General features: G+C 67.7%; 25 protein-coding genes and 1 tRNA gene. 19 read left to right on the top strand and 7 right to left on the bottom strand.

The genetic code is table 11. The annotated features are described in order from the left end of the window. Positions 1-131: 131 nt before the first annotated feature. Positions 132-1019 carry an LD-carboxypeptidase gene (locus AB0M24_RS33715; protein ID WP_363777291.1) on the top strand — a complete coding sequence of 296 codons (888 nt, stop codon included), beginning with the start codon at positions 132-134 and terminating at the stop codon, positions 1017-1019. Between the two features lie 42 nt (positions 1020-1061). Here AB0M24_RS33715 and AB0M24_RS33710 read toward each other — a convergent pair. Both AB0M24_RS33710 and AB0M24_RS33705 read right to left on the bottom strand, forming a co-directional pair. Next, positions 1062-1137: transfer RNA gene (locus AB0M24_RS33710), tRNA-Gly, on the bottom strand. A 32-nt stretch (positions 1138-1169) separates the two neighbouring features. Then, positions 1170-1568 carry a hypothetical protein gene (locus AB0M24_RS33705; protein ID WP_363777289.1) on the bottom strand — a complete coding sequence of 133 codons (399 nt, stop codon included), beginning with the start codon at positions 1566-1568 and terminating at the stop codon, positions 1170-1172. A 173-nt stretch (positions 1569-1741) separates the two neighbouring features. On the opposite strand from AB0M24_RS33705, the gene AB0M24_RS33700 reads away from it, so the two are divergent. From AB0M24_RS33700 to AB0M24_RS33690, 3 genes are all read left to right on the top strand, one after another. Further along, positions 1742-3046 (top strand): sigma-70 family RNA polymerase sigma factor, encoded by a 1305-nt coding sequence (locus AB0M24_RS33700; protein ID WP_363777369.1) that lies wholly within the window; start codon positions 1742-1744, stop codon positions 3044-3046. Positions 3047-3140: 94 nt separating this feature from the next. Continuing rightward, positions 3141-3578, top strand: a complete 438-nt coding sequence (locus AB0M24_RS33695) for a hypothetical protein (protein ID WP_045313076.1) — start codon at positions 3141-3143, stop codon at positions 3576-3578. Between the two features lie 15 nt (positions 3579-3593). Further along, positions 3594-4460, top strand: coding sequence for a DNA-formamidopyrimidine glycosylase family protein (locus AB0M24_RS33690; protein WP_363777287.1), 867 nt, complete (start codon positions 3594-3596; stop codon positions 4458-4460). Here the strand turns inward: AB0M24_RS33690 and AB0M24_RS33685 are convergent. Genes AB0M24_RS33685 through AB0M24_RS33675 form a run of 3 tightly spaced genes read right to left on the bottom strand, consistent with a single transcriptional unit; the run spans position 4453 to position 7131 of the window. Beyond that, positions 4453-5031, bottom strand: a complete 579-nt coding sequence (locus AB0M24_RS33685) for an LUD domain-containing protein (RefSeq protein ID WP_363777285.1) — start codon at positions 5029-5031, stop codon at positions 4453-4455. The genes AB0M24_RS33690 and AB0M24_RS33685 overlap by 8 nt on opposite strands. Beyond that, on the bottom strand, positions 5024-6442 hold the full coding sequence (locus AB0M24_RS33680; RefSeq protein ID WP_363777282.1) for a LutB/LldF family L-lactate oxidation iron-sulfur protein: 1419 nt from the start codon (positions 6440-6442) through the stop codon (positions 5024-5026). The genes AB0M24_RS33685 and AB0M24_RS33680 overlap by 8 nt, the downstream gene beginning before the upstream one ends. Further along, entirely contained in the window at positions 6424-7131 is a 708-nt protein-coding gene (locus tag AB0M24_RS33675; RefSeq protein WP_363777367.1) for a (Fe-S)-binding protein, read from the bottom strand. The genes AB0M24_RS33680 and AB0M24_RS33675 overlap by 19 nt, the downstream gene beginning before the upstream one ends. A 111-nt stretch (positions 7132-7242) precedes the next feature. On the opposite strand from AB0M24_RS33675, the gene AB0M24_RS33670 reads away from it, so the two are divergent. Together AB0M24_RS33670 and AB0M24_RS33665 are read left to right on the top strand one after the other, a co-directional pair. Then, entirely contained in the window at positions 7243-8505 is a 1263-nt protein-coding gene (locus AB0M24_RS33670) for a histidine kinase (protein ID WP_363777280.1), read from the top strand. 51 nt (positions 8506-8556) lie between these two features. Continuing rightward, a complete protein-coding gene (locus AB0M24_RS33665) occupies positions 8557-8898 on the top strand; it encodes a hypothetical protein (RefSeq protein ID WP_363777277.1) in 342 nt (113 codons plus the stop codon). 222 nt (positions 8899-9120) lie between these two features. Here AB0M24_RS33665 and AB0M24_RS33660 read toward each other — a convergent pair whose 3' ends face one another. Then, positions 9121-9288: a hypothetical protein gene (locus AB0M24_RS33660; RefSeq protein WP_166048541.1), complete on the bottom strand. Its 168-nt coding sequence runs from the start codon at positions 9286-9288 to the stop codon at positions 9121-9123. Positions 9289-9399: 111 nt separating this feature from the next. Between AB0M24_RS33660 and AB0M24_RS33655 the strand changes: the two genes are divergently transcribed. The 13 genes from AB0M24_RS33655 (at position 9400) to AB0M24_RS33595 (ending at position 20557) form a co-directional block, all read left to right on the top strand. Next, positions 9400-10260, top strand: coding sequence for a S49 family peptidase (locus AB0M24_RS33655; RefSeq protein ID WP_363777275.1), 861 nt, complete (start codon positions 9400-9402; stop codon positions 10258-10260). Between the two features lie 63 nt (positions 10261-10323). Next, on the top strand, positions 10324-11196 hold the full coding sequence (locus tag AB0M24_RS33650) for a LytTR family DNA-binding domain-containing protein (RefSeq protein ID WP_363777273.1): 873 nt from the start codon (positions 10324-10326) through the stop codon (positions 11194-11196). Beyond that, entirely contained in the window at positions 11193-11621 is a 429-nt protein-coding gene (locus AB0M24_RS33645) for a hypothetical protein (protein WP_363777271.1), read from the top strand. The genes AB0M24_RS33650 and AB0M24_RS33645 overlap by 4 nt, the downstream gene beginning before the upstream one ends. A 1-nt stretch (position 11622) precedes the next feature. Further along, positions 11623-13422 carry a cation acetate symporter gene (locus AB0M24_RS33640; protein ID WP_363777269.1) on the top strand — a complete coding sequence of 600 codons (1800 nt, stop codon included), beginning with the start codon at positions 11623-11625 and terminating at the stop codon, positions 13420-13422. A gap of 259 nt (positions 13423-13681) precedes the next feature. Further along, positions 13682-14032: a DUF485 domain-containing protein gene (locus AB0M24_RS33635; protein ID WP_363777267.1), complete on the top strand. Its 351-nt coding sequence runs from the start codon at positions 13682-13684 to the stop codon at positions 14030-14032. Further along, entirely contained in the window at positions 14029-15630 is a 1602-nt protein-coding gene (locus AB0M24_RS33630) for a cation acetate symporter (protein ID WP_363777265.1), read from the top strand. Before AB0M24_RS33635 ends, AB0M24_RS33630 begins: the two co-directional genes overlap by 4 nt. 120 nt (positions 15631-15750) lie before the next feature. Further along, positions 15751-16236 (top strand): SigE family RNA polymerase sigma factor, encoded by a 486-nt coding sequence (locus AB0M24_RS33625; protein ID WP_363777263.1) that lies wholly within the window; start codon positions 15751-15753, stop codon positions 16234-16236. Further along, positions 16236-17165, top strand: a complete 930-nt coding sequence (locus tag AB0M24_RS33620) for a hypothetical protein (protein ID WP_363777261.1) — start codon at positions 16236-16238, stop codon at positions 17163-17165. The genes AB0M24_RS33625 and AB0M24_RS33620 overlap by 1 nt, the downstream gene beginning before the upstream one ends. A 59-nt stretch (positions 17166-17224) precedes the next feature. Further along, complete coding sequence (locus AB0M24_RS33615) at positions 17225-17563, top strand: rhodanese-like domain-containing protein (protein ID WP_363777259.1); 339 nt, start codon at positions 17225-17227, stop codon at positions 17561-17563. 2 nt (positions 17564-17565) lie between these two features. Beyond that, positions 17566-18471, top strand: coding sequence for a DUF4328 domain-containing protein (locus AB0M24_RS33610; protein WP_363777257.1), 906 nt, complete (start codon positions 17566-17568; stop codon positions 18469-18471). 62 nt (positions 18472-18533) lie between these two features. Continuing rightward, positions 18534-19364: a DUF5753 domain-containing protein gene (locus AB0M24_RS33605; RefSeq protein WP_363777255.1), complete on the top strand. Its 831-nt coding sequence runs from the start codon at positions 18534-18536 to the stop codon at positions 19362-19364. Positions 19365-19376: 12 nt separating this feature from the next. Further along, the gene (locus AB0M24_RS33600) at positions 19377-19562 is read left to right on the top strand and encodes a DUF397 domain-containing protein (RefSeq protein ID WP_363777253.1); all 186 of its coding nucleotides are present in this window, start codon (positions 19377-19379) and stop codon (positions 19560-19562) included. Between the two features lie 23 nt (positions 19563-19585). Continuing rightward, complete coding sequence (locus tag AB0M24_RS33595; RefSeq protein ID WP_363777251.1) at positions 19586-20557, top strand: glycerophosphodiester phosphodiesterase; 972 nt, start codon at positions 19586-19588, stop codon at positions 20555-20557. On the opposite strand, the gene AB0M24_RS33590 is transcribed toward AB0M24_RS33595, so the two are convergent. Continuing rightward, positions 20554-22245, bottom strand: coding sequence for a SpaA isopeptide-forming pilin-related protein (locus AB0M24_RS33590; protein ID WP_363777249.1), 1692 nt, complete (start codon positions 22243-22245; stop codon positions 20554-20556). The genes AB0M24_RS33595 and AB0M24_RS33590 overlap by 4 nt on opposite strands. Positions 22246-22308 lie beyond the last annotated feature (63 nt).

Here is a 22308-nt window from a genome sequence, read left to right as displayed (position 1 = left end):
TCTCCAGGTCCTTGTCGAACGTGCTCGATCAGGTTGATGCGAGCGGACACCGGCCAGCTTTTCACGGTCCGGCCCCGAGATCACCTTGAGAACCCTGAGAAACCACGGGCCGGGACTGGAAGAGTCGTCACGTGCGTGTCGTGTTGCCCCGGCGGGTGGGGGCTGGAGATCGTGTCCGGCTCGTGTCACCCGCGAGTTTCCCAGGCGAAGAGGATCTCGCCGAGTCCGTGCGAACCCTGGAGAGCTGGGGATTGGTCGTCGAGGTCGGCGAGCACGCGATGGACCGCCACGGGTACATGGCCGGGCGGGACGAAGACCGGCTGGCGGATCTCGACGACGCCTATCGCGATCCCGGAGTGCGGGCGGTGTTCGCCACCCGAGGTGGTGCCGGCGCATACCGCATCGCCGACGACCTGGACTTCGCCGCGGTGCGTGCCGACCCCAAGCCGTTGGTGGGCTTCAGCGACATCACCAACCTGCACCTGGCGTTGTGGCGGCACTGCCGGGTCGCGGGGATCCACGGGTCGGTGCCCTCAGCGCGGTCGTTGCTGATGGAGAGCGAGCCCACCGTGCTGCACCGGGACGAGCAGGCGCTCACGGCCGCTGTTCGGATGCCCGGAGTGGCCAGGGGGAACCTCGTCGGCGGTCATCTCGGCACCCTCGCCTGGTCCGTCGGCGTCGGCTTGCCCGATCTCGACGGCGCGATCTTGTTCCTGGAGGCTCCGCGGGCGGTCGGACTGGGTCACGTCGACCGTCAGCTGACGCAACTCATGCGATCCGGCTCGCTGCGAGGGCTCCGCGGGGTCGCACTCGGCCGGTTTCCGGGCTTCGAGGACTACTCCGACCGCGAGTGGACGTTGCTCGACGTGCTGCGAGACCGGCTGGGGACGCTGGGAGTGCCGGTGCTCGGTGGCATCGACGTCGGACACGGAGACAACACGCTGTCGGTACCGCTGGGTCCGTTGGCTGAGCTGGATGCCGATGCAGGTGTGCTCACGGTCGGGCCTGCAGTTCGCTGAAATGAAAGAAGCCCGGCGTCCGTGGACACCGGGCTTCTTTCGTGGAGCGGATGACGAGACTCGAACTCGCGACCCTCACCTTGGCAAGGTGATGCGCTACCAACTGCGCTACATCCGCACTGCCTTACGTGGAGAACTATACAACAGGGCCTAAACGGCATCTTGCGAGGGGGGCTGCAAACCGGCCAGCAGCTGATCTACCTCGTCCAACTGCTCCTTGGGCCAGCGCCACTCCCAGAGAGCGCGAACCTTGGCCAGCACGTCGACCGGCAGCCAGGCCGCGACCTCCTCGCGAAGGTCCCAGTCGTCGAACACGTGCTCGTAGAAGCTGACCAGCGCGGCGTTCTCCAGGAACTGCTCCTGTTGGTGGAAGCACCAGTGCGCGAACCCGTACGCGCGCCGCAGCACGTCGTCGTCGTGCTCCCGGTGCGCCTCGGCCGCCAGCTGCGAGAGCTCGGAGAAGAAGACGTGGCAGGACCACTCCTCGGTCAAGGCGACAGCACGAAGTTCCGGCACCAGAGCCGAAGCGCGTTCCCGCCAGTCCACCACGGGCGTGACGATAGTCGCTCGATCTTGTTGCGCCGACGGTCCGACGCCCACATGTGACCGTCTCGTCACCGGATGCGTTGCGCTGATCAGCTCACGACTATCGGATGGTCTTGTATATCGACCTGTTCTCATCTGAAGGCAGGTCTGGCCCCTTGTGGCATGTTGAACCCGTGATGGTCGACGAGAACGAGGTCGACCGGGACCTGCTCGCCAGGGTGCGCGAAGGAGACGACTCGGCCTACGGCGAACTGTTCTCCCGGCACGCGGACGCGATCCGCCGTTTCTCACTCAGGCACGTCCGCGAGGCGGCCGAAGCCGACGATCTCACCGCAGAGGCGTTCTTCCGCATGCTGCAGGCGATCAGGCGCGGCAGCGGTCCCACCGACCACGTCCGCACCTATCTGCTGACGGTCGCGAGGCGTGTCGCGTGGGAGTGGAGCGGTCGCCGGCGTGATGTCCCGGTGGAGGACGAGGAACTGGGTCGTCGGGTGGAGCCCGTGGGCGACAACGCGAACCGCCGCGCCGAGCACAACCTCATCACCAGAGCCTTCTCGAGCCTGCCCGAACGCTGGCGGGTCGTGCTGTGGCGCGTCGAGGTGGAGGGCGAGCGCCCCGCCTCCGTGGCACCGCATTTCGGTCTCTCGCCGAACGCCATGTCCGCGTTGGCTCGCCGCGCGCGTGAGGGTCTGCGTGCGGCGTACCTGCAGGCGCACCTGGCGGCCGACGACGGGCGTTCGTCGTGCGCGGCGATCCGGTCGAAGCTCGGCACCTACACCGCCGGCGGGGTCCAGGGCGTCGAGGAACGCCGGATCCGCGCCCACCTGGACACCTGTTCTGGCTGCTCACAGCTCTACACCGAGCTGAACGAGGTCTGCGCGACCCTGCGCGCCAACTCGGCGTTCCTGATCGTGCCGTCCACGCTCGGCGTCGCGTTCGCCGGCAAGCTGCTGATCAGCAAGGCGAAGATGGCGGTCGTGGCGGCCGGTGTCGCCACGGTCGGCCTGTTCGGGACGATGGCCGCGGTGTTCAACGGCGGGCCCGGTGCGGCGGTGTTGCAGCCGGACCAGCACCCGGTGATCGCGATGAGCACGTCGGGCTCCAGCTCGGGTCACAAGCAGGAGCTCGTGGCCGCGCCGGCGCCCCAGGAACAGCAGCAGCCGGTGAAACCGCAGGAGAACGTGGTCAACCCAGGCGGTGCGCCGAAGCAGGAGACCGTCCGCAAGACGGCGGCCAACCCGCCGCCACCTGCCCAGGAGCGCAAGGACCCGCCGACGGAGCGGGCGCTGCCGGTCGCGCAGTCGTCCTCGTCCGAGGTGATCACCTCGGTTTCCACGACCACCGCCAGGGACATCAGGTCGCTGGACACCCCGCCGTCGTCGTCCGAGCCGGTCTACCCGCCGCCGGACCCCTGCTCGACGCCTCAGACCACGTCCACCACGATCATCCTCTACCCGACCAGGCCGCCCGTCGAAGACTGACGGTGACGATCGAGCTAGGGCGAGTTCACCCACAAGGCTCACCTCGCGTTAGGTACGGTTTGAGCAGAATCGACCGAGCGTGGGAGACGGGTTTATGACGCGGCTGGTGCGCGGTGCCGACGGGCGGATGTGGACGGTCCACAGCCGCATCGAGTGGCGCAACCCGGAGGTGTCCGACGACTTCGAGCACGACGTCAGCGGTGGCATCCTGCCCGGCATCATGATGGCCGGGATGCTCGTCGTGATGACGGTGGTGCTCATCGCGTGGACGCCGGAGCAGGTCGTCGTGCCCGCGTGGCTGATCCTCGCGCTGATCTTCCTGTTCGCGTTCTTCCCGGTCCGCTGGGCGCTGCGCCGGCCGCACACGCTGGTCGCGGAGAGCAAGGCGACCGCCGACGAGCTGCCGCCCGAGCGGTGGATCGGGTCCGTGCGCGGCCCTCTCGCGGTGCGCCAGGAGGCGTCGCGGGTCGCTCGCACCATCGAGATGCACTCGCTGCCCGACGTCGAGGGCCCGCTGCAACCCGTCGACTGATGCGACACTGGACCGGTGCCCGAGCTACCCGAGGTAGAAGCACTGGTCCACCACCTGCGTGAGAACGCGGTGGGCCGAACCGTGCACCGCGTCGACGTGGCGTCACTGCAGGTGCTCAAGACGTTCGACCCGCCGTGGACCGCGCTGCACGGCCAGGAGGTCGTGGCCGCGCACCGGCACGGCAAACACCTGGACCTCGAGGTCGCGGACGGCCTCCACCTCGTCGTTCACCTCGCCCGCGCCGGTTGGCTGCGCTGGGCGGACAACATGTCGGCGCCGCCGCCCAAGCAGGGCCGAGGCCCGCTGGCGTTGCGCGTGCACCTGGGCCCGCCCGGTCAGGGTCCTGGGTTCGACCTGACGGAAGCTGGCACGAAGAAGGGTCTCGCGGCGTGGATCGTGCGCGATCCCAAGTCGATCGCGAGCATCGCGCGGCTGGGCCCGGACGCGCTCGGGATCACCCGCACGCAGCTGGAGGACCTGCTGCGCGGGCACACCGAGCGGTTGAAGACGGCGCTGACCGACCAGTCGCTGATCGCGGGCATCGGCAACGCGTACTCCGACGAGATCATGCACATGGCTCGGCTCTCGCCGTATGCGACTTCAGGCAAGTTGAACGACGAGCAGCTGGATGCGTTGCACGAGGCGATGCTCAGCACGCTGACCGATGCCGTCGCACGGTCCGTTGGTCAGGACGCGGCCCGGCTCAAGGGCGAGAAGCGGTCGGGCCTGCGAGTGCACGCGCGCACCGGGCTGCCTTGTCCCGTGTGCGGCGACACGGTCCGTGAGGTGTCGTTCGCGGACAAGGCGTTCCAGTACTGCCCGACGTGCCAGACCGGCGGCAAGCCGTTGGCCGACCGCCGGCTGTCGCGCCTGCTCAAGTGACGATCAGAACCTCCAGGGTGCGAGGGCCGTGGACGCCCTCCACCCGGTTGAGCTCGATGTCGCTGGTCGCCGACGGTCCGCTGATGAACGTCAACGGCCTCGTGGGCTCCAGCCGTTGCAATGCCTCCGGCACCGACGCGGCGATCTGGTCCTCGCGCACCACGCACAGGTGGTAGTCGGGGAGCAGGGTGAGCGCGCGGCGACCCTGCGCCTCGCCGCCGTCGAGGACGATCGTGCCGGTGTCCGCGATCGCAGTGGCGCATCCGGTCAGCACGCCGTCCGCCTGGTCGAGCTCCTCGATCGTGAGCGGCTCGTGCAGCCACGTGACGCCGTCGATCAGCCACTCCGGCGGAACGTCTTGGGGCGCAACGATCCGCTTGCCCTTGAGGTGTTCGAGCGCGGCCGGGACGTCGCTCACGACGTGCACGATCGCGCGGTAGTCGGCGACCCGTTCGGCGAACAGCTCGACGCCACCCTTGCCCGTCTGGTGGTAGCCGCGCACAACCGGACGCGCTTCAGCCACTCGTGCGTTGCGGATGCGCTGGAGGATCTCTTCTTTCGCGCTAGCCACGGTTCTTCCTCCACCAGGCGCGGAACGACTCGGACGGTGGGGCGGGCACGTCGCGGGAGGACGTCCACTTCGAACCCGGCCACGGCAGCGACGTGATCTTGCCGTCCTTGGCCAGGAAACGGGCCAGGGAACCGGCTTTCTGCGCCTTCTCGTACCGCGACGCCGAGGCGAACATCCACGCGGCGGCAGCCATCGCGACGGACTCAGCCGTGCGGCCCTTGGCTTCCACGGCCTCGGCGCGCAGGTGCGTGAGGACGGACGGGATGTCGATGCGCACCGGGCAGACCTCGAAGCACGCGCCGCAAAGTGAAGAGGCGTAAGGAAGTGAGGCGGCCTGCGGGTCGTGCATGTCGCCGACCAGCTGCGGTGTCAGGATCGCGCCGATCGGGCCTGGGTAGACCGAGCCGTACGACTGGCCGCCGGTGCGTTCGTAGACGGGGCAGACGTTGAGGCAAGCTGAACACCTGATGCATCGGAGTGCTTGGCGCCCAACGGAGTCTTCCAACGTTTTGGTGCGGCCGTTGTCGATCAGCACGAGGTGGAAGTTCTGCGGGCCGTCGCCTTCCGTCACTCCCGTCCACACGCTCGTGTACGGGTTCATGCGCTCGGCCGTGGACGAGCGGGGCAGCAGCTGCAGGAAGACTTCCAGGTCCTGCCACGACGGCACGAGTTTCTCGATGCCCATCACCGTGATGAGGGTGTCCGGCAGCGTCAGGCACATCCGGCCGTTGCCCTCGGACTCCAGCACCACGATCGACCCGGTGTCGGCGACCGCGAAGTTGGCGCCGGAGATCGCGACCTTGGTGGTGAGGAACTTCTGCCGCAGGTAGACGCGCGCGGCTTCGGCGAGGTCCGCGGGTTCGTCTGATACTTCGACTCCCATGCGGCGCTGGAAGATCTCGCGGATCTCCGAGCGGTTGCGGTGGATCGCGGGCACCAGGATGTGCGACGGCCGGTCGTCGCCGAGCTGCACGATCAGCTCGGCGAGGTCGGTCTCGATCGCGTGCACGCCACCGGCTTCGAGGGCTTCGTTGAGCCCGATCTCGGCGGTGGCCATCGACTTGACCTTGACGACCTCTTTCGCGTTCTCCGCTTTGCAGAGGTCGAGCACGATCCGGTTGGCCTCTTCGGCGTCGCGGGCCCAGTGGACCGTTCCGCCGCGTGCTTGGACTGACTCCTCGAGCTGGAGCAGGAGCGTGTCGAGGCGTGCCAGGACGTCGTCCTTGATCTGCTCGCCTGCCAGTCGGAGCTGCTCCCAGTCGTCCATCTCGGCGACCGCGGCCGCCCGCCGCCCGCGGATCGTCCCGGTGGCCTTGCGCAGGTTCTGCCGCAGCTGGGTGTCCTGCAGGGCCGATTTCGCGGCTTTGGGGAACGTCGGGCTGCCCAGCCACGTCACGGGGTTGCGCGCCACGGGTCCTCCTCCGTCGAAGCCAGGATCTCCGCCAGGTGCACCGGCCGGACGCCCGCGCGCAACCGCGACAGGCCACCTCCGATGTGCATGAGGCAGGAGTTGTCCCCGGCAGAGAGCACTTCCGCGCCGGTGTCGAGCACGCACTTCATCTTGTCCGCGAGCATCGCCGTCGACGTCTCGGCGTTCTTCACCGCGAACGTGCCGCCGAAGCCGCAGCACTGCGTCGAGTCCGGCAGTTCCACCAGATCGAGTCCTTTGACGGCCCTGAGCAGCGCCAACGGCTTGTCCCCGACGCCCAGCATGCGCAGCGAGTGACAGGTGGGGTGGTAGGTGACCCGGTGGGGGAACCACGCGCCCACGTCCGTCACGCCCAGCACGTCCACGAGGAACTCGGCGAGCTCGAACGTGCGCGGCGGAGACGTACCGAGCGTGGGGTGGATCTCGCGAACCATGCCCGCGCATGACCCGGATGGCGCAACCACGAAGTCATAGCCGTCGAAGACCTCGGTGTACTTGCGCGCCAGAGGCTTCGAATGCTCCCGATAACCGGTGTTGAAGTGCATCTGCCCGCAGCACGTCTGGTCGAGCGGGAACTCCACCGAACAGTCGAGCCGTTCCAGCAGACGCACCACGGCGCGTGCCGTCGACGGGAAGAACGTGTCGGTCAGGCAGGTAGCGAACAGAGCCACTTTCACGCGCACACCCTCTCCCCAAATTCATCGGATGTCTACCCGGATCGGTGGACCGTACGGGGGTACGCCGGGCGCGCCTCTTGCTATAGAGGTGTCCCACAGCACAGCATGTGCAGCGTGGGCGACCTGTTGACCGAGCGCGCTGTGCTCGGCGTCATCGCGACCCTGGCCGTTCTTGGCCTCTTCGTGATGCTGTGCCGCGCTCGACGAGTCAGCACCTCCGTCGAGGATGCTGTGATGGACATGCTCGACCGCATGTCCAGGGCGTCGAGCGACCTCCGCGCGGGCTTGACGGAGGAAGCCGCCAACAAGGCCACACCCCACCTGCGCGAGATGCTGCGGTGCGTCGCGGTCGCCATCACCGACGAAGAGGGCACCGTCCTCTCGTGGGACGGCGGCGCGAACGACCACTACGAGTACCTCCGCGACACGGTCGCCCGTGCCATCAACAACTGCCACAAGGAACACGTCGACCACCGCAAGCTCGGCTGCGAGCTGCAGGGGCCTTGTTCTTTGCACAGCGTTGTCGTGGTCCCCCTGGTTGTCGAGGGCGACGTCGCCGGCACGTTGATCGTGGTGTCGGGCGTGGCCTCGAAGCGCCAGATCCGGATGGCGGAAGAGACTGCCCGTTTCGTCTCCACGCAGCTCGAGCTCGAGGTCGTCCAGAAGCAGCGCCAGGCCCTCGCCCAGGCCGAGGTGAAGGCTCTTCGCGCGCAGATCTCGCCGCACTTCGTCTACAACGCCCTGAACACCATCTCGTCGTTGATCCGCACGGACCCCGCGCACGCCCGTGAGCTGCTGCAGGAGTTCGCCGAGTTCACGCGCTACTCGTTCCGCACCGACGGCCTGTTCACGACGCTGGCCGACGAGCTGACGAACATCCACCGCTACCTGACGATCGAGCAGGCCCGGTACGGATCCCGGCTGAACGTCCGGCTGCGCATCGCCCCCGAGGTGTTGCAGGTCGTCCTGCCGTTCCTCGTGCTGCAGCCACTGGTCGAGAACGCGGTCCGCCACGGCCTGGCCAAGAAGCCGGGCGGCGGCATGCTGACGATCACCGCCGAGGACAACGGCAACGAGGCCCTGATCAGCGTCGAGGACGACGGCGTCGGCATGGACCCCGAACGCCTCGACGACATCAAGGACGCCCACCAGACGGGCGCGCACGTCGGCATCGGCAACATCAACGACCGCATGCGCACCGTCTTCGGCGCCGAGTACGCGCTGGTCGTGGAGACCGCACCCAACGCGGGCACCAAGGTGATCCTGAACGTGCCGAAGTTCGCGCGGAACGTGCTGCCGAACCTGAACCTGGGCAACCAGCTCACCGACGAGCCGATGACGAACGAGCAGCCGGTGGTCCGCGCCTGAGCCGTCAGCGCCGCCGAGTAACGCGGCAGGGGCGATGTGCGAATGCTGGACATGCCTGATGAGCCCGAAGTCGCAGCGGATCAGACCCAGGTCGACCCGGCCGACGCGTTCCGGCCGATCGCGCAGAAGGAGGCGGGTCCCGGCACAGGTCCTGATTGGTCGGGTACGTACCCGGCAGCGTCGCTGCGACGTATCCGCGCAGCCGCGACGACAGACGAGATGGGTGTGCAGGCAACGACCGAGGTAGTGATCCTGCTGCACTCGATCCGCCGCATCCTGATGTGGATGCTGGTCATCGTCCCGGTCGCAGCTGCTGCCCTGATCATCGCGCTCACCGTCGTGGGCGACAGCGCCGAACCCGCGCCGTGCAGCTCGATCTACTCCTGCCGCTGAGCGCAACGAAAGTTGCAGGGTCAATCATGCTCAACCCAGGCCTGGATCGTGCCGATTGTGGTGTTGACCAATGAACAGCCGGCCATTCGAGCCAACTCAGGCCGGCCGCGAGCAAAGGCCATCATCAATTGCACGAACAACAGGCACCCGAGCGCGTCCGCGTCTGCATCAAGTGCACCGCAAAGGGCTTCAACAGCTGCAAGTGCTGATCAGCACCGCAGGTCAGCGTGCTGCCACAGCCAAAGTCGTGATCAGCACGACGGCGCACACGCTCCAGCTCACCCACATCCAGTAGATGTGCATCGGCGTAGGCCCGGCAGCGTTCTGCCGGCCCCGGTCGTCCCACCACTCGACATAGCGTTCGAGCCAGCGGATCGGGTTGAACGTCACACGCCGAACCTAGCAGCACAGCAAGCAGTTACGTGTTCCAAGTCACGCGGGAGCAACCGACAGCGCAGTTGGGCTCCCGCGTGCCCACGAAACGCACGTACTGTCGAGTACATGAGCGTCACGGACAAGATCGCGGCCCGTCTTCCGAGGGTCATGGACCGGGGCGAGCGGCCGCCGGTCGTCGCCGCGGTGCGGTTGCACGGGGTCATCACCCCGCAGTCCTCGCCGGTCGCGCGCAACACGGTCAGCCTCCAGAACGTGGAGAGCGCCATCAACCGGGCGTTCGACAACGAGCGCCTGATCGCCGTGGCTCTGCTCATCAACTCGCCGGGCGGGGCGCCCACGCAGTCCGCCCTCATCGCCGAGCGCATCCGTGAGCTCGCCACCAAGAAGCACGTGCCGGTGCTCGCGTTCTGCGAGGACGTGGCGGCGTCCGGTGGCTACTGGCTGGCGTGCGCGGCGGACGAGATCTACGCGCACGGCACGAGCCTCGTCGGTTCGATCGGTGTCGTCAGCGCTGGTTTCGGGCTGAACGGCCTGCTGGAGAAGGCCGGCGTCGAGCGTCGCGTCTACACGGCCGGCGAGAACAAGGTCAGGCTCGACCCGTTCCAGGCGGAGAAGCCCGAGGACGTCGAGTGGTTGAAAACCCTCCACTCCGATCTGCACGAGCAGTTCAAGGCGTGGGTCACCGAACGTCGTGGCGCCAAGCTGAAGACCGAGGAGGACCTCTTCAGCGGCGAGATCTGGACCGGGGTCAAGGCGCAGCAGCTGGGCTTGGTCGACGGCATCGGGACCATCCGGACGGTGATCGCCAAGCGGTTCCCGGACGCCGAGCTGACCATCGCCGAGCCGAAGAAGCCGTTGCTGGCCAAGCTCGGGCTCGCGGCCGCGTCCACCCGATCGGGCGATCTCGTGACGCAGGTGCTGGCGAGCCTCGAAGAACGTGCTCGCTGGTCCCGATTCGGGCTGTGAGCATCAGTTCGGTTTCGCAGGGCGTGTCGAGGCCTACCCCGGCGTAGACATGACCGCACATTGATGGGCAAGATGCCCGACACAGTGAGTACCCAAGACAACGCCGGTCTCCTCGTCCTCGCAGTCGATGACGAGGCTCCTGGCCTGAGCGAGATCAAGTTCCTGCTCGAGAGCAGCCCTCACATCCGGCGCGTCCTCACGGCGTTCGACGCCGCCGAGGCTCTGCGCATCCTGAGGGGTGACTACGAGGAGGAGGTCATGGCGAGGACCAGGGCCGGCCTGCCGCCGGTCGACGCGGTCTTCGCGGACATCAACATGCCCGGACTGTCCGGCATGGATCTCGCACGGGTGCTCAGTGCGTTCCGGTACCCACCGGCACTCGTCTTCGTGACGGGCGTGGAGGAACGCGACGCGCTCGTCACGGCGTTCGACGTCGGCGCGCTCGACTTCATCAACAAGCCGATCAACGAAGAACGCGTGCTGAAGGCGATCTCCCGGGTCGCCGACCGCGTCGGTCGCACGCCGGCGGCACCGCAGGCGCAGGCCTCGGCCGCCGCGCAGGCCACGCCCGCCGAGCCGACCGACGACGAGGTCATCCCCGTCGAGCTGGGCGGCACCATCAAGCTCGTGCCGCGCGCGTCGGTGCGGTACGTCGAGGCGCAGGGCGACTACGCCCGCCTGCACACCCAGGACGGCAGCCACCTGGTGCGCATCCCGCTCGCCCAGCTCGAGGAACGCTGGGCCAACGCGGGTTTCGTGCGCATCCACCGCTCGTATCTGGTCGCGCTGCCGTTGGTCAGCGAGCTGCGGATGACGGCGAACGGCTACGCGGTGGTCATCGGTTCCGGTGAGACCGCCAAGGAGCTCCCGGTCAGCCGCCGGCACACCAAGGAGCTCAAGGAACGCATCGTGCGACCTCCGAAGAGCGGCTGGTGAGCAGGCACGACGCGGGAAAGCCCGAGCAGCCCGCCCGCGAGGCCTGGCTCGGCGAGCAGGGCGGCAGGCCACGCCGCCGCCGCGTGATCCTGAACGACTCGGCGAAGAACCGCGGCAAGGCGCTGCGCACGATCATCGAGCTGGAGGAGCAGACCAGCGTCGGCGAGAAGCTGGTGCGCGACCTCATCAAGCAGCAGCTGCGGTCGGCGTTCGGGCTCGCGTTCGCGGTTCTGATCGGCATGTGCCTGCTGCCCATCACCTTCTACCTGTTCCCGCAGATCGGGGACCTCAAGATCCTCGGCATCGGCATCCCGTGGCTCGTGCTCGGCCTGGCGCCCTTCCCGATCCTCTACGGGGTCGGCTGGGTGTTCCGCAGACAGGCCGAACGGCACGAGCGCGACTTCGTGAACATGGTCGACCGCTGACGTGAACGCCACCATCTGGAGCCTCAGCGCCATCGTGGCCGTCGCGGCTGTGACGTTCCTGCTCGGGTACGTCGGCTCGCGCAAGGCCAACACCACCCCGGACTTCCTGGTCGCACGCCGGGCGATTCCGGCCACCCGCAACGCCGCCGCGATCTCCGGCGAGTACCTGTCCGCGGCGTCGTTCCTCGGTGTCGCGGGCCTCGTGCTCAAGGACGGCATCGACGCACTCTGGTACCCGATCGGCTTCACCGCGGGCTACCTCGCGCTGCTGCTGTTCGTGGCCGCGCCGCTGCGACGTTCCGGCGCCTACACGTTGCCCGACTTCGCCGAGGCCCGGCTGGGATCGGCGAACGTGCGGCACTTCAGCACGTTCTTCGTGGTCTGCATCGGCGTGCTGTACCTGGTGCCGCAGCTGCAGTCGGCGGGTCTGACGCTGACGACGATCACCGGGCTGCCGGCGTGGTTCGGCGGCCTGATCGTCACGGTCATCGTGGTGATCAACGTGCTGGGTGGCGGCATGCGCGCGATCACGCTGGTGCAGGCGTTCCAGTACTGGGGCAAGCTCTTCGCGATCGCGGCGCCGACGTTCGTGCTGTTCGTGGTCTTCCTCGCCTCGCCGGACCGCGGCACGCAGCCGATCAGCGACGAGGGCGTGGTCAGGTTCCCCCAGGCCGAGAAGATCACCGTGGCCGAGCAGGTGATCAAGGTCAGGGTCGACGAGCCGCTCACGTTGAAGGTGCGCGGCGAGATCGACGGCAGGGAAGCGGACGGCGCGGTGTTCTGGGGCCGTGGCGTCTACGAGCTCAGCCCCGGCACGGTCATGGAGTTCACCGCGGGCAGCCCGGTGCCGGTGGTCGAGGGTTCGCCGACCAACAACCACGACTGGACGCGCCCGCAGACCGGCGGCATCTCGGACCTGCTCAAGACGTACTCGCTGATCTTCGCGACGTTCCTCGGCACGATGGGCCTGCCGCACGTCCTGGTCCGCTTCTACACCAACCCGGACGGCAAGGCGGCCCGTCGCACGGCCCTGCACGTGCTCTACCTGCTCGGCCTCTTCTACATCTTCCCGACGGTGCTCGGCGTGCTGTCCCGGCTCTACCTGCCGCAGCTGCTGGTGAACGGGAAGACCGACGCGGCGGTGCTGATGCTGCCGCAGACGATGCTGCCGAACCTGGGCGGTCAGATCGTCGGCGCGATCGTCGCGGCGGGTGCGTTCGCCGCGTTTCTTTCGACCAGTTCGGGACTCGTCGTGTCCGTCGCCGGAGTGGTTTCGACTGACATCATGCCGGGCAAGGTTCGTGACTTCCGGTGGGCAACTGTGTTCACCGGACTCGTCGCAATCGGTCTCGCGCTCCTTCTTCCGCGCTCGGACGCGTCACTGACCGTGGCGATGTCATTCGCGCTCGCCGCGTCGACCTTCTGCCCGCTTCTGGTCCTCGGCATCTGGTGGAGAGGACTCACCTGGGTGGGTGCCGTGTGCGGTCTCGTGCTCGGCGGCGGCATGGTGATCATCGCGCAGGTGATCAGCGTCGTCAGCTCCTACACCGGCCGCTGGGCGCCCGCCGTGTTCACCCAACCAGCGCTGATCACGGTGCCGGTCGCGTTCATGACGATGATCGTCGTCAGCAAGGCGACCCGCAGACGGGCGCCGGCGGACGTCAACCAGATCCTGCTGAGACTCCACGCCCCGGACCCGCTGGGCTTCATCAAGGACCGCGACATCGCCCGCTTCGGAACCGCCGAGGAGAAGGCCAGACTGGCCGAGGACAAGCACAGAGGCGCCAGTCGTACACGCTGAGTAGTCAGCGTTTCAAATGGGTGAAAATTGGTCACTCGAATCGGTGAACGGTGAAATTCGTCACGCAGAGTGCTGTTCGTCTACGCATACTGACCGTTCGTCGCATCACCCGACTGCTGGGCGCAACGCCTCGAACGGGGTCTTACCTGAGTGAGTCAAGTCTCCATACGGTTCTCGACCAAGAACAGGACCGCACCTGGAGGCATTACGTGCCCGTCACGTTGCTGACACCTACGACGAGTACCGCGAGGAGGGGACTGTGAGCACCGTCGAACACACCCCGAGCGAGTCGGCCCCCGATGCGCAGAAGTGGGTCGACGTACAAGCAAGCGACGACTTCGTGGAGCTGAAGCACAGGCTGCGCAAGTTCGTCTTCCCCGTCTCCGGCCTGTTCCTCGCGTGGTACCTGCTGTACGTGCTGCTCGCGGACTACGCACACGGGTTCATGTCGACCAAGGTGATCGGCAACATCAACGTCGGGCTCATCTTCGGCCTGCTGCAGTTCGTGTCCACGTTCGTGATCACGACGCTGTACGTGCGGCACGCCAACAAGAACCTCGACCCGTTGGCGGAGAAGCTCCGCGGTGAGATCGAGGGAGACGGCAAGTGAACGAGTCCAGCCCGATCCTCAACATCAGCATCTTCGGTGTCTTCGTCCTGATCACGCTGTTCGTGGTCATCCGGGCGAGCCGCAACACCAAGACCGCTGCCGACTACCTCGCCGCCGGGCGCGCCTTCACCGGCCCGCAGAACGGCATCGCGATCGCGGGTGACTACCTGTCCGCCGCGTCGTTCCTCGGCATCGCGGGCGCCATCGCCCTCAACGGCTACGACGGCTTCCTGTACTCGATCGGCTTCCTGGTGGCGTGGCTCGTCGCGCTGCTGCTGGTCGCCGAGCTGCTGCGCAACACCGGCAAGTACACGATGGGCGACGTGCTGAGCTTCCGGATGCGCCAGCGTCCGGTCCGCGCGGCGGCAGCCACGTCGACCATGGCCGTCTCGTTCTTCTACCTGCTGGCCCAGATGGCCGGTGCCGGTGGTCTCGTCGCCCTGCTGCTCGGCATCACGGGCACGGCCGGCCAGTCCCTCGTCATCGCCGTGGTCGGCGCCCTGATGATCGCCTACGTGCTCATCGGCGGCATGAAGGGCACGACCTGGGTGCAGATCATCAAGGCGGTTCTGCTGATCGCCGGTGCGGGCATCATGACCCTCTGGGTGCTCGGCATGTACAAGTTCAACCTGTCGTCGCTGCTCGGTGCCGCCGTCGAGAACGCGCCCAAGGCGGGCGAGAAGCTGCTCGGCCCCGGCCTCGCGTACGGCAAGAACGGCACCACCAAGCTCGACTTCCTGTCGCTGGCCCTCGCGCTGGTCCTCGGCACGGCGGGTCTGCCGCACATCCTGATGCGCTTCTACACGGTGCCGACGGCGAAGGAAGCTCGTCGCTCGGTGGTGTGGGCGATCTGGCTGATCGGCATCTTCTACCTGTTCACGCTGGTCCTGGGCTACGGCGCCGGTGCGCTCGTCGGTCCGGACGCGATCAACAAGGCCCCCGGCAAGGCCAACTCCGCCGCTCCGCTGCTCGCGCTGGAGCTCGGTGGCCCGATCCTGCTCGGCCTGATCGCGGCGGTGGCGTTCGCGACGATCCTGGCGGTCGTGGCGGGTCTGACGATCACGGCGTCGGCGTCGTTCGCCCACGACATCTACGCCAACATCATCAAGAAGGGCAACGGGAACGACAGCGACGACAAGACCGACGAGGTCAAGGTCGCCCGCATCACCGCCATCGTGATCGGTCTCGTGTCCATCGGCGGCGGCATCATCGCCAACGGCCAGAACATCGCGTTCCTCGTGGCGCTGGCGTTCGCGGTCGCGGCGTCGGCCAACCTGCCGACGATCCTCTACTCGCTGTTCTGGAAGAGGTTCAACACCTCGGGCGCGCTGTGGAGCATCTACGGCGGTCTGATCGTCACGATCACCCTGATCATCCTGTCGCCCGCCGTCTCCGGCACGCCGACCTCGATGTTCAAGAACGCCGACTTCGACCTGTTCCCGCTGTCGAACCCCGGCATCGTCTCGATCCCGGTCGCGTTCCTGCTCGGCTACATCGGCACGATCCTCTCGAAGGACAAGGCCGACCCCGTCAAGCAGGCCGAGATGGAGGTCCGCTCCCTCACCGGCGCGGGCGCCGAGAAGGCCATCGCTCACTAGCAGTTCCCGCACGCGAGAACGGGCCGTCCTTCACGGGGGCGGCCCGTTTTTCGCGTGTGCAACCCTGCACGGGCCGACTGCGTATTCAACGCGAACGCAGCGAAAGCATGGGGGACCGGAGTGCGACGAGACGAGGAGTTCTCGGAGTTCTTCACGGGCAGGTTCGACTGGGCCAGGCGCACGGCGTACGCGTTGTGCGGCGACTGGTCGGAAGCCGAAGAGCTCGCGCAGAACGCATTCGTGAAGGCGTACGCGAAGTGGCCGAGCATCAGGCGTGAGACGGCGGAGGGCTACGTCCGCACGATCGTCACGCGCCTGTTCCTCGACAGCAGGCGTCGTCGTCGCGAGGACCCGGTCGCCGACCTGCCCGACCGCGGGGTCGCCGGTGGTTACGACGACCCCGACGCCAAGCTCAACGCGGCACTGCTCAAGGTGCCGCCCAAGCAGCGGGCGGCGCTCGTGCTGCGGTTCGTGCACGACCTGTCGATCGAGCAGACGGCCGCTGAGCTGGGCTGTTCGATCGGCAACGTCAAAAGTCAGACAGCCAGGGGTTTGGCGACGCTCCGCGAGGCGTACGGCGAGCCGGTTACCTCGGAGTGTGCTTGATGAACATCGAAGAGAAGCTGCGCGGAGCTCTCGACGCACCTGCTCCGCCTCCCACGACAACGCTGGACGTGGTGCTCAAGCGCGGCCGCCGCAGGGTGTTCGCCCAGCGCGCCGGTGCCGTGCTGGGAGTGTTCGCGGTGGTCGCCGGCATCGGTCTCGGGTCGACCGTGCTCAACCACGCCGCCCCGGATCCGTCGCCCGCGGACGAGTTGCCCGACGGGCCCGCCACCGTGGTGCACGAGCTCGACTGGCCACGCGTCAACGTTCCGTCGCAGCAGCCTCTCGGTACGTGGACGCCGGGGTCCACGGCGCCGCCTCCTCCCGGGCGGCCGGTGCTGAGCTTCCCCCAGTGCGAGATGAAGCAGCGCTTCGACCGCGAGACCACGTACTTCGGCGGCGAGGAGATCCCCGCGAAGACCGTCGCCAGGTACGTGGACACGGCACGGCGGCTGTTCCCCGACATCACCGTCGGGGAGCCGCGGCTGCGCAAGGAAGGGCAGCAGATCAGGGGCGTCGACATCGACCTGACCGACGCACAGGGGACGGGAAGCATCAGCATCACCGCGGGCAGGCTCGCCGGCCCTCCGCAGACCGAGGCCGACAGGGACGTCTGGCTCACGGGGGACTGCCAGCCCCCGCGCCGCAAGGTTCTCGGCAGCGGGACGACCCTGCAGCTCTACGGCGTGCAGCCGTCGGAGCCGTTCCAGTCGCTCACCCAGCTGCTGACCGAGTACCGGGCGATGGAGTTCGGCTACACGGTCCAGGTGGAGCTGCGGAACTGGGGCACTCCTGACCTCCGGCGCGACCCGAACCAGCCCGATCCGAACCAGCCGGGTTCGTGGGAGCGGGTCGGCCAGGGCCGGGCCACGCTTCCGCTCACCGAGGAGCAGTTCGCGAGGCTCGGGCTCGCCGTCGCGGAGGGAGCCTGAGGGTGGGCCGTGCTGGAGGCTCACGAAAGTGCAACCTCCGGCATGGCACCATCTAGGGCGTGACTGTTCCAAGCGTGGAGATCGCCGAAGTTCCCGCCGTGCTGCCGCAAGACGCCGTCCTGCTGGACGTGCGTGAGCAGGACGAGTGGGACGCGGGCCATGCGCCCGGCGCGCTGCACATCCCGATGAGCGAGATCGGTGCCCGGCTCGAAGAGGTGCCGAACGACGTGCAGCTCTACGTCGTGTGCCGCGCCGGTGGCCGTTCGGCCCGCGTGACGCAGTACCTCAACGAGAACGGCTGGGAAGCCGTCAACGTCGAGGGCGGCATGCAGCACTGGGACGCCGCCGGTCGTCCGCTCGAGGGCGGCACCGACGGCATGGAACCCGAGGTCATCTGATCGTGCAGCCGTTGCAGCCGATGCGCGTGGACTGGGTGGCGACCCCGCCACCCGGTGCGTACCCGCAACCCTCGCGGAGGTCGCAGCGGCTGTCCTACGGCGGCCCGCCGAACTACCCGGTGCCGCCGCGCTGGGGTTTCCCGCTGCTCGCGTGGCGCTGGCCGACGGCGGTGCCGGGCACCGTCGAGCACGCCGACTCGGTCGACGGTGTGCGCAGGCTCGGCCGCACCGTGCAGAACTCGCTGTGGCTGCTCGGCGCCGTCGCGGTCTGGGCAGCGTTGTCCGAGGTCTGGCGGTACGTCCTGGTCGCGCTGAGCCGCTACGGCGCGCTGTCGATCGGCGTGGTCAGCGCTTCGGACGCGATGGTGCAGACGGCCGCGTGGATCATGGTCGTGGGCTGCGTGCTGTCGCTCGTGCTCACCATCCTCTGGGTGTTCCGCGCGCGGAACGTGGCCGCGACGCTCGTGGGCTACGGCCCGTCGCGTTCGGACAACCAAGCGCTGCTCGGCCTGTTCGTCCCCGGCATGAACCTCGTCGTGCCCGGCTCGGTGCTCGCCGAGCTCGAACACGCGGTGGCACGCAGGCCGGCCGACGAACGCCCGCGCCCGTCGAAGCTGCTGCGCTGGTGGTGGGGCTTCTGGGCGGGGTCGGGGCTGATGTTCCTGATCACGATCCTGTGGTCGTTCCGGGAGAGCACGCAGGCCTTGGCGGACGGCGTTCTGCTGCACGCGTTGGGCGATCTGGTGCTGGCAGGCGTCGTGGTGACGACGGCACTGGTCGTCCGGCGGATCACCACGCTGCTGCTGCCCGTGGACGCCGCGTCCGTGCGGTTGATGCGCGTTGTCGAGGTGAAGGACGCTCCCGAGCCCCCGCTGCGGTCGTTCCGCGCGTCCGGCTCGCCCCGGTAAGCCTTTCGTGTGATCTTTCGCGAGAATCTCACACGCGGGTTCTCGCTGACGATCATGGGGAAATGCGCAAGCGTCAGCCGCCTTTCCGCCGCCGCAAGCTGGCCAAGAAACTGCGGAAGATGCGCTTGACCGCTCGGATGAGCATCCCGGAGGCGGCCAGGGCGCTCGACAAGGACGTCCAAGCGCTCTACCGCATCGAGGCGGCGGAGACGCGCGTCGACGTGCATCTGGTGCGGTCGATGATGGACCTGTACGACTCCTACGAATCAGACCTGCTCGACCAAGTGCGCGACGCGCTGAAGGCAGGCTGGTGGCGCGCTTTCGGCGTTGAGGACATGGGATACCTCGATGTCGAGACCGAAGCGGCCGTGATCAGGGAGATCGCGCTGCTCACCATCCCCGGACTGTTGCAGACCGAGGCATACACACGGGCGCTCTTTGATGCGGACCACCGTGAGCGCAGCAAAGGATGGCAGAACAACCAAGTGGCGGTCCGACAGTTCCGGCAACGGCGTCTCACCGACCCCGACAACCTGTTGGTCCTCGACGCGGTCATCGATGAAGCGGCACTGAGGAAGCTTGTTGGAGGAATCGACGTCATGCGAGCGCAGCTCCGCCACCTCATCGACATGGCGGCCCTGCCCAATGTCACGCTGAGGGTGCTGCCATCCGAGCTGGGGGCTCATGACGGGATGAATGGCGGATTCACCTTGCTGAGCTTCCCCGACCCTGAGGATTCCGATCTCCTGTACATCTCGTACGCGACCGGTGCGATGCACATCGAGAACGAGGGGGAGTTGAAGGAGGCTAGGCTGGCGTTCGACCGCTTGTCTGCCAGGGCGTTGACGCCCGCCGAGTCGGTGGCCTTGATCGAGCGGACGCTGGCCGAGTGAAGGGTGTCCACTGTGGACTTTTCTGGCGCCGAGTGGCACAAGAGCAGTCGAAGCGGCACCGGCGGCAACGACAACTGCGTCGAGGTAGCGTTCGCCGGCTCGGCCGTGGGTGTGCGTGACTCCAAGAGCCCGGACTCCGGCACCCTCGTGTTCTCCGCCGTTCAGTGGGCGTTCTTCCTGAAGGGCTTCCAGGGCTGACCCATCAGTGCCAGGTTGGGTGGATGCGGACACTCATCGGGGCTCTGGTGATCGCAATGGCCACACCGGGAATCGCGGAAGCGCACCATCACCGAGGCTTCGACCTGCAGGCACACCGCGGCGGCATCGGCCTCACCGTGGAGAGCACGCTCAAAGCGTTCGGCAAGGCGCTCGAACTCGGCGTCACCACGCTGGAGCTGGACCTGCAGATCACCAGGGACGGCCGTGAGGTGATCACCCACGACCGCAAGACGAACCCGGCGAAGTGCCTCGACACCGCGCCGGCGTTTCCCGGCGACCCGGAGTTCCCCTACGCCGGCAAGTACGTGAAGGACCTGACGTTCGCGCAGGTCCGCACGCTCGACTGCGGCAGCACCAGGTGGTCGCAGTACCCGGACCAGGAGCTCTCGCCCGGCGCGAGGATGCCGACGCTGGCCGAGCTGTTCGACCTCGCGCGCAAGCACCGGGCGTGGGGCATCCGCTTCAACATCGAGACCAAGGTCGAGGCCGCCGCGCCGCACGAAACCGCACCCCGCGAACAGTTCGTGCAGCGCGCGGTCCGGGAGATCCGGCGCAGCGGCTTCCTGCCCAACGTGACCATCCAGTCGTTCGACTGGGGCACGTTGATGCGGATGCACGAGGTCGAGCCGCGCCTGCCGCTGGTGGCGCTGACCCAGCCCGAGTTCCTGCGGCCCGGTTCGCCGTGGACCGGTGGCCTGAACCTGGACGACTTCGGCGGCAGCGTGCCCAGGGCCGTGCGGAGCTTCGGCGCGAAGGCCCTGTCCCCGGTGCACACGATGACCACGAAGGAACTGGTCACCGAAGCCCACGGACAGGGCCTCGCGGTCATCCCGTGGACCGTGGACGAGGAGCCGCGGATGCACGAGATGATCGACACCGGGATCGATGGCCTGATCACCGATTACCCGGACCGCTTGAGGAGCGTGCTGAAGGAACGCGGTTTCAAGCTCCCCAAGCGGTATCCCCGGCGTTAGTTGATCGCGACTGGGTTGGCGGAGTGGTTACCGGTCTGCAGTCCACCGCGCTGTCCGGTCGAGATGCCGCACAACGTCGCTTCGTCCAGTCCGGCGGTGGCAGCCTGCGCCGAGGACAGCGAGTTGCCCGCGGCCTGGCCGTCAATCGTCACGCCGCTCGGGTAGAGCTTGCTGTCCGCTTCACGGCAGACGAGCACGATCACCTTGAAGGTCCTCGGGTTCGTGAACGAGAGGTTCTTCGTCTCGCCGCGGACGACGCTGAAGGTCAACGGCAGTGAGGCGTCCTTCGCGTAGCCGGTCGGGGTGGTCGTCTCGTCGATCGTGTACGTGCCCGCGGGCAGGTTCGCGAACGGCGGCTGGCAGACACCGGCGGCGTCCGTGGTGCAGGTGCCGACGACGGTGCCGCTGGTGTTGGCGCCGTTGTAGAGCGTGAAGACCGCACCAGGCACTGCCGCGCCGGTGTCGTCCTTCTTCTGCACGTTCACGGTGGCCGGGCGGGCCGGGTCGGTGAACGTCAGCTGCTTGTTCTCATCGGCCGCGATGGTGAACTGGTACGGCAAGGTCGGGTCCTTGTCGTAGCCGGCGGGAACCGTTGTCTCGTCGAGGGTGTAGGTGCCGACGGGCAGGTCGGTGAAGACCGGGAGGCACGCTCCGGCTGCGTTCACGGTGCAGGTTCCCCTGACCGTGCCGCCCGTGCCGGCGCCGTTGTACAGCGTGAAGACGGCGCCGGCCTGGCTGCCGCCGTCGCTGCCGAGCTTGGTGACGGCAGCGGTACCGCAGTTGCGGATGTTGATGTTGCCCGGTCCGACCAGGTCCTTCATCTGCGCGGTCGACGACTGGCCGGAGCTGCGGCTGACGGCGTACGCCTTGCCGAAGCCCTCGCACACGCCAGGCGTGAAGACGCCGGCGGCGGTCAGGTTGATGCCTGCTTCGCCGAACTCGGACAGCCCAAGTGTCTCGGTCGTGGGTCCGACGGTGTCCTGCGCGGTCGCGCCGGTGTTGACGGCTGCTTCCGCCACGCCGCTGGACAGGGTGGTCGCGACGCCCCAGCACGGCGGGGAGCTGCTGCCGACCTCGCACGAACCGGACGTGATCCAGCGCGAGAGCTTCAGGACCGGCGTGCCGCCGCCCTCGAAGTCGTAGACGATCAGCATGTCACCGGCGGTCCGCTGCACGAGCCCACCGGATCCGGCACCGCAGGACGTGGTTCCCTTGTTGAACTCGAACGCCACGTGTGCGGACGGCGAGGTGGTGTTCTGCGGGATGCGGACCCACGCGAGTGTCAAGTACACGCTGGTGCCAACGGTCTTGCTCGCGACGTAGATTCGCTTGAGGTCGTCCTTGTTGGACGCTTTCGCGGTGCCGACGCTCGGACAGATGTGGTCCTGCTTGGTACCACCGGCGAAGCCGGAGTCGGCGGTGGTGGCCTGCCAGTCCTCCAGGCCGGTGAACGACCAGCCGGAGGTGACCTTGGCCGCCGTTCTTGTCGGTGCGGTGCCGGTCCAGGTAGCCGGCGAGAAGCTGTTCCAGTCGAAGTTGATCGGTGCCTGCGGGGCGAGGTTCGCGTCGTCGTCCTCGAAACCGGCGGCGGTGCCGACCGGGCCGGCCAGCGCTACGCCGGCTGGGCCGAGCAATCCGATGACGAAGGCCGAGACCGCGGCGCCCGCGATCATCAAACGTCTGCGCATGAGGGTTCTCCAATGCGCGAGGGACGCCTGCTGCGGCCCCCGCACCGTGCGCCGACGTCCAGT

It is taken from the genome of Lentzea sp. NPDC051838, assembly GCF_040681245.1.
In the GTDB taxonomy this organism is placed as follows: domain Bacteria; phylum Actinomycetota; class Actinomycetes; order Mycobacteriales; family Pseudonocardiaceae; genus Lentzea.
This window is presented reverse-complemented; position numbering and strand designations above follow the sequence as displayed.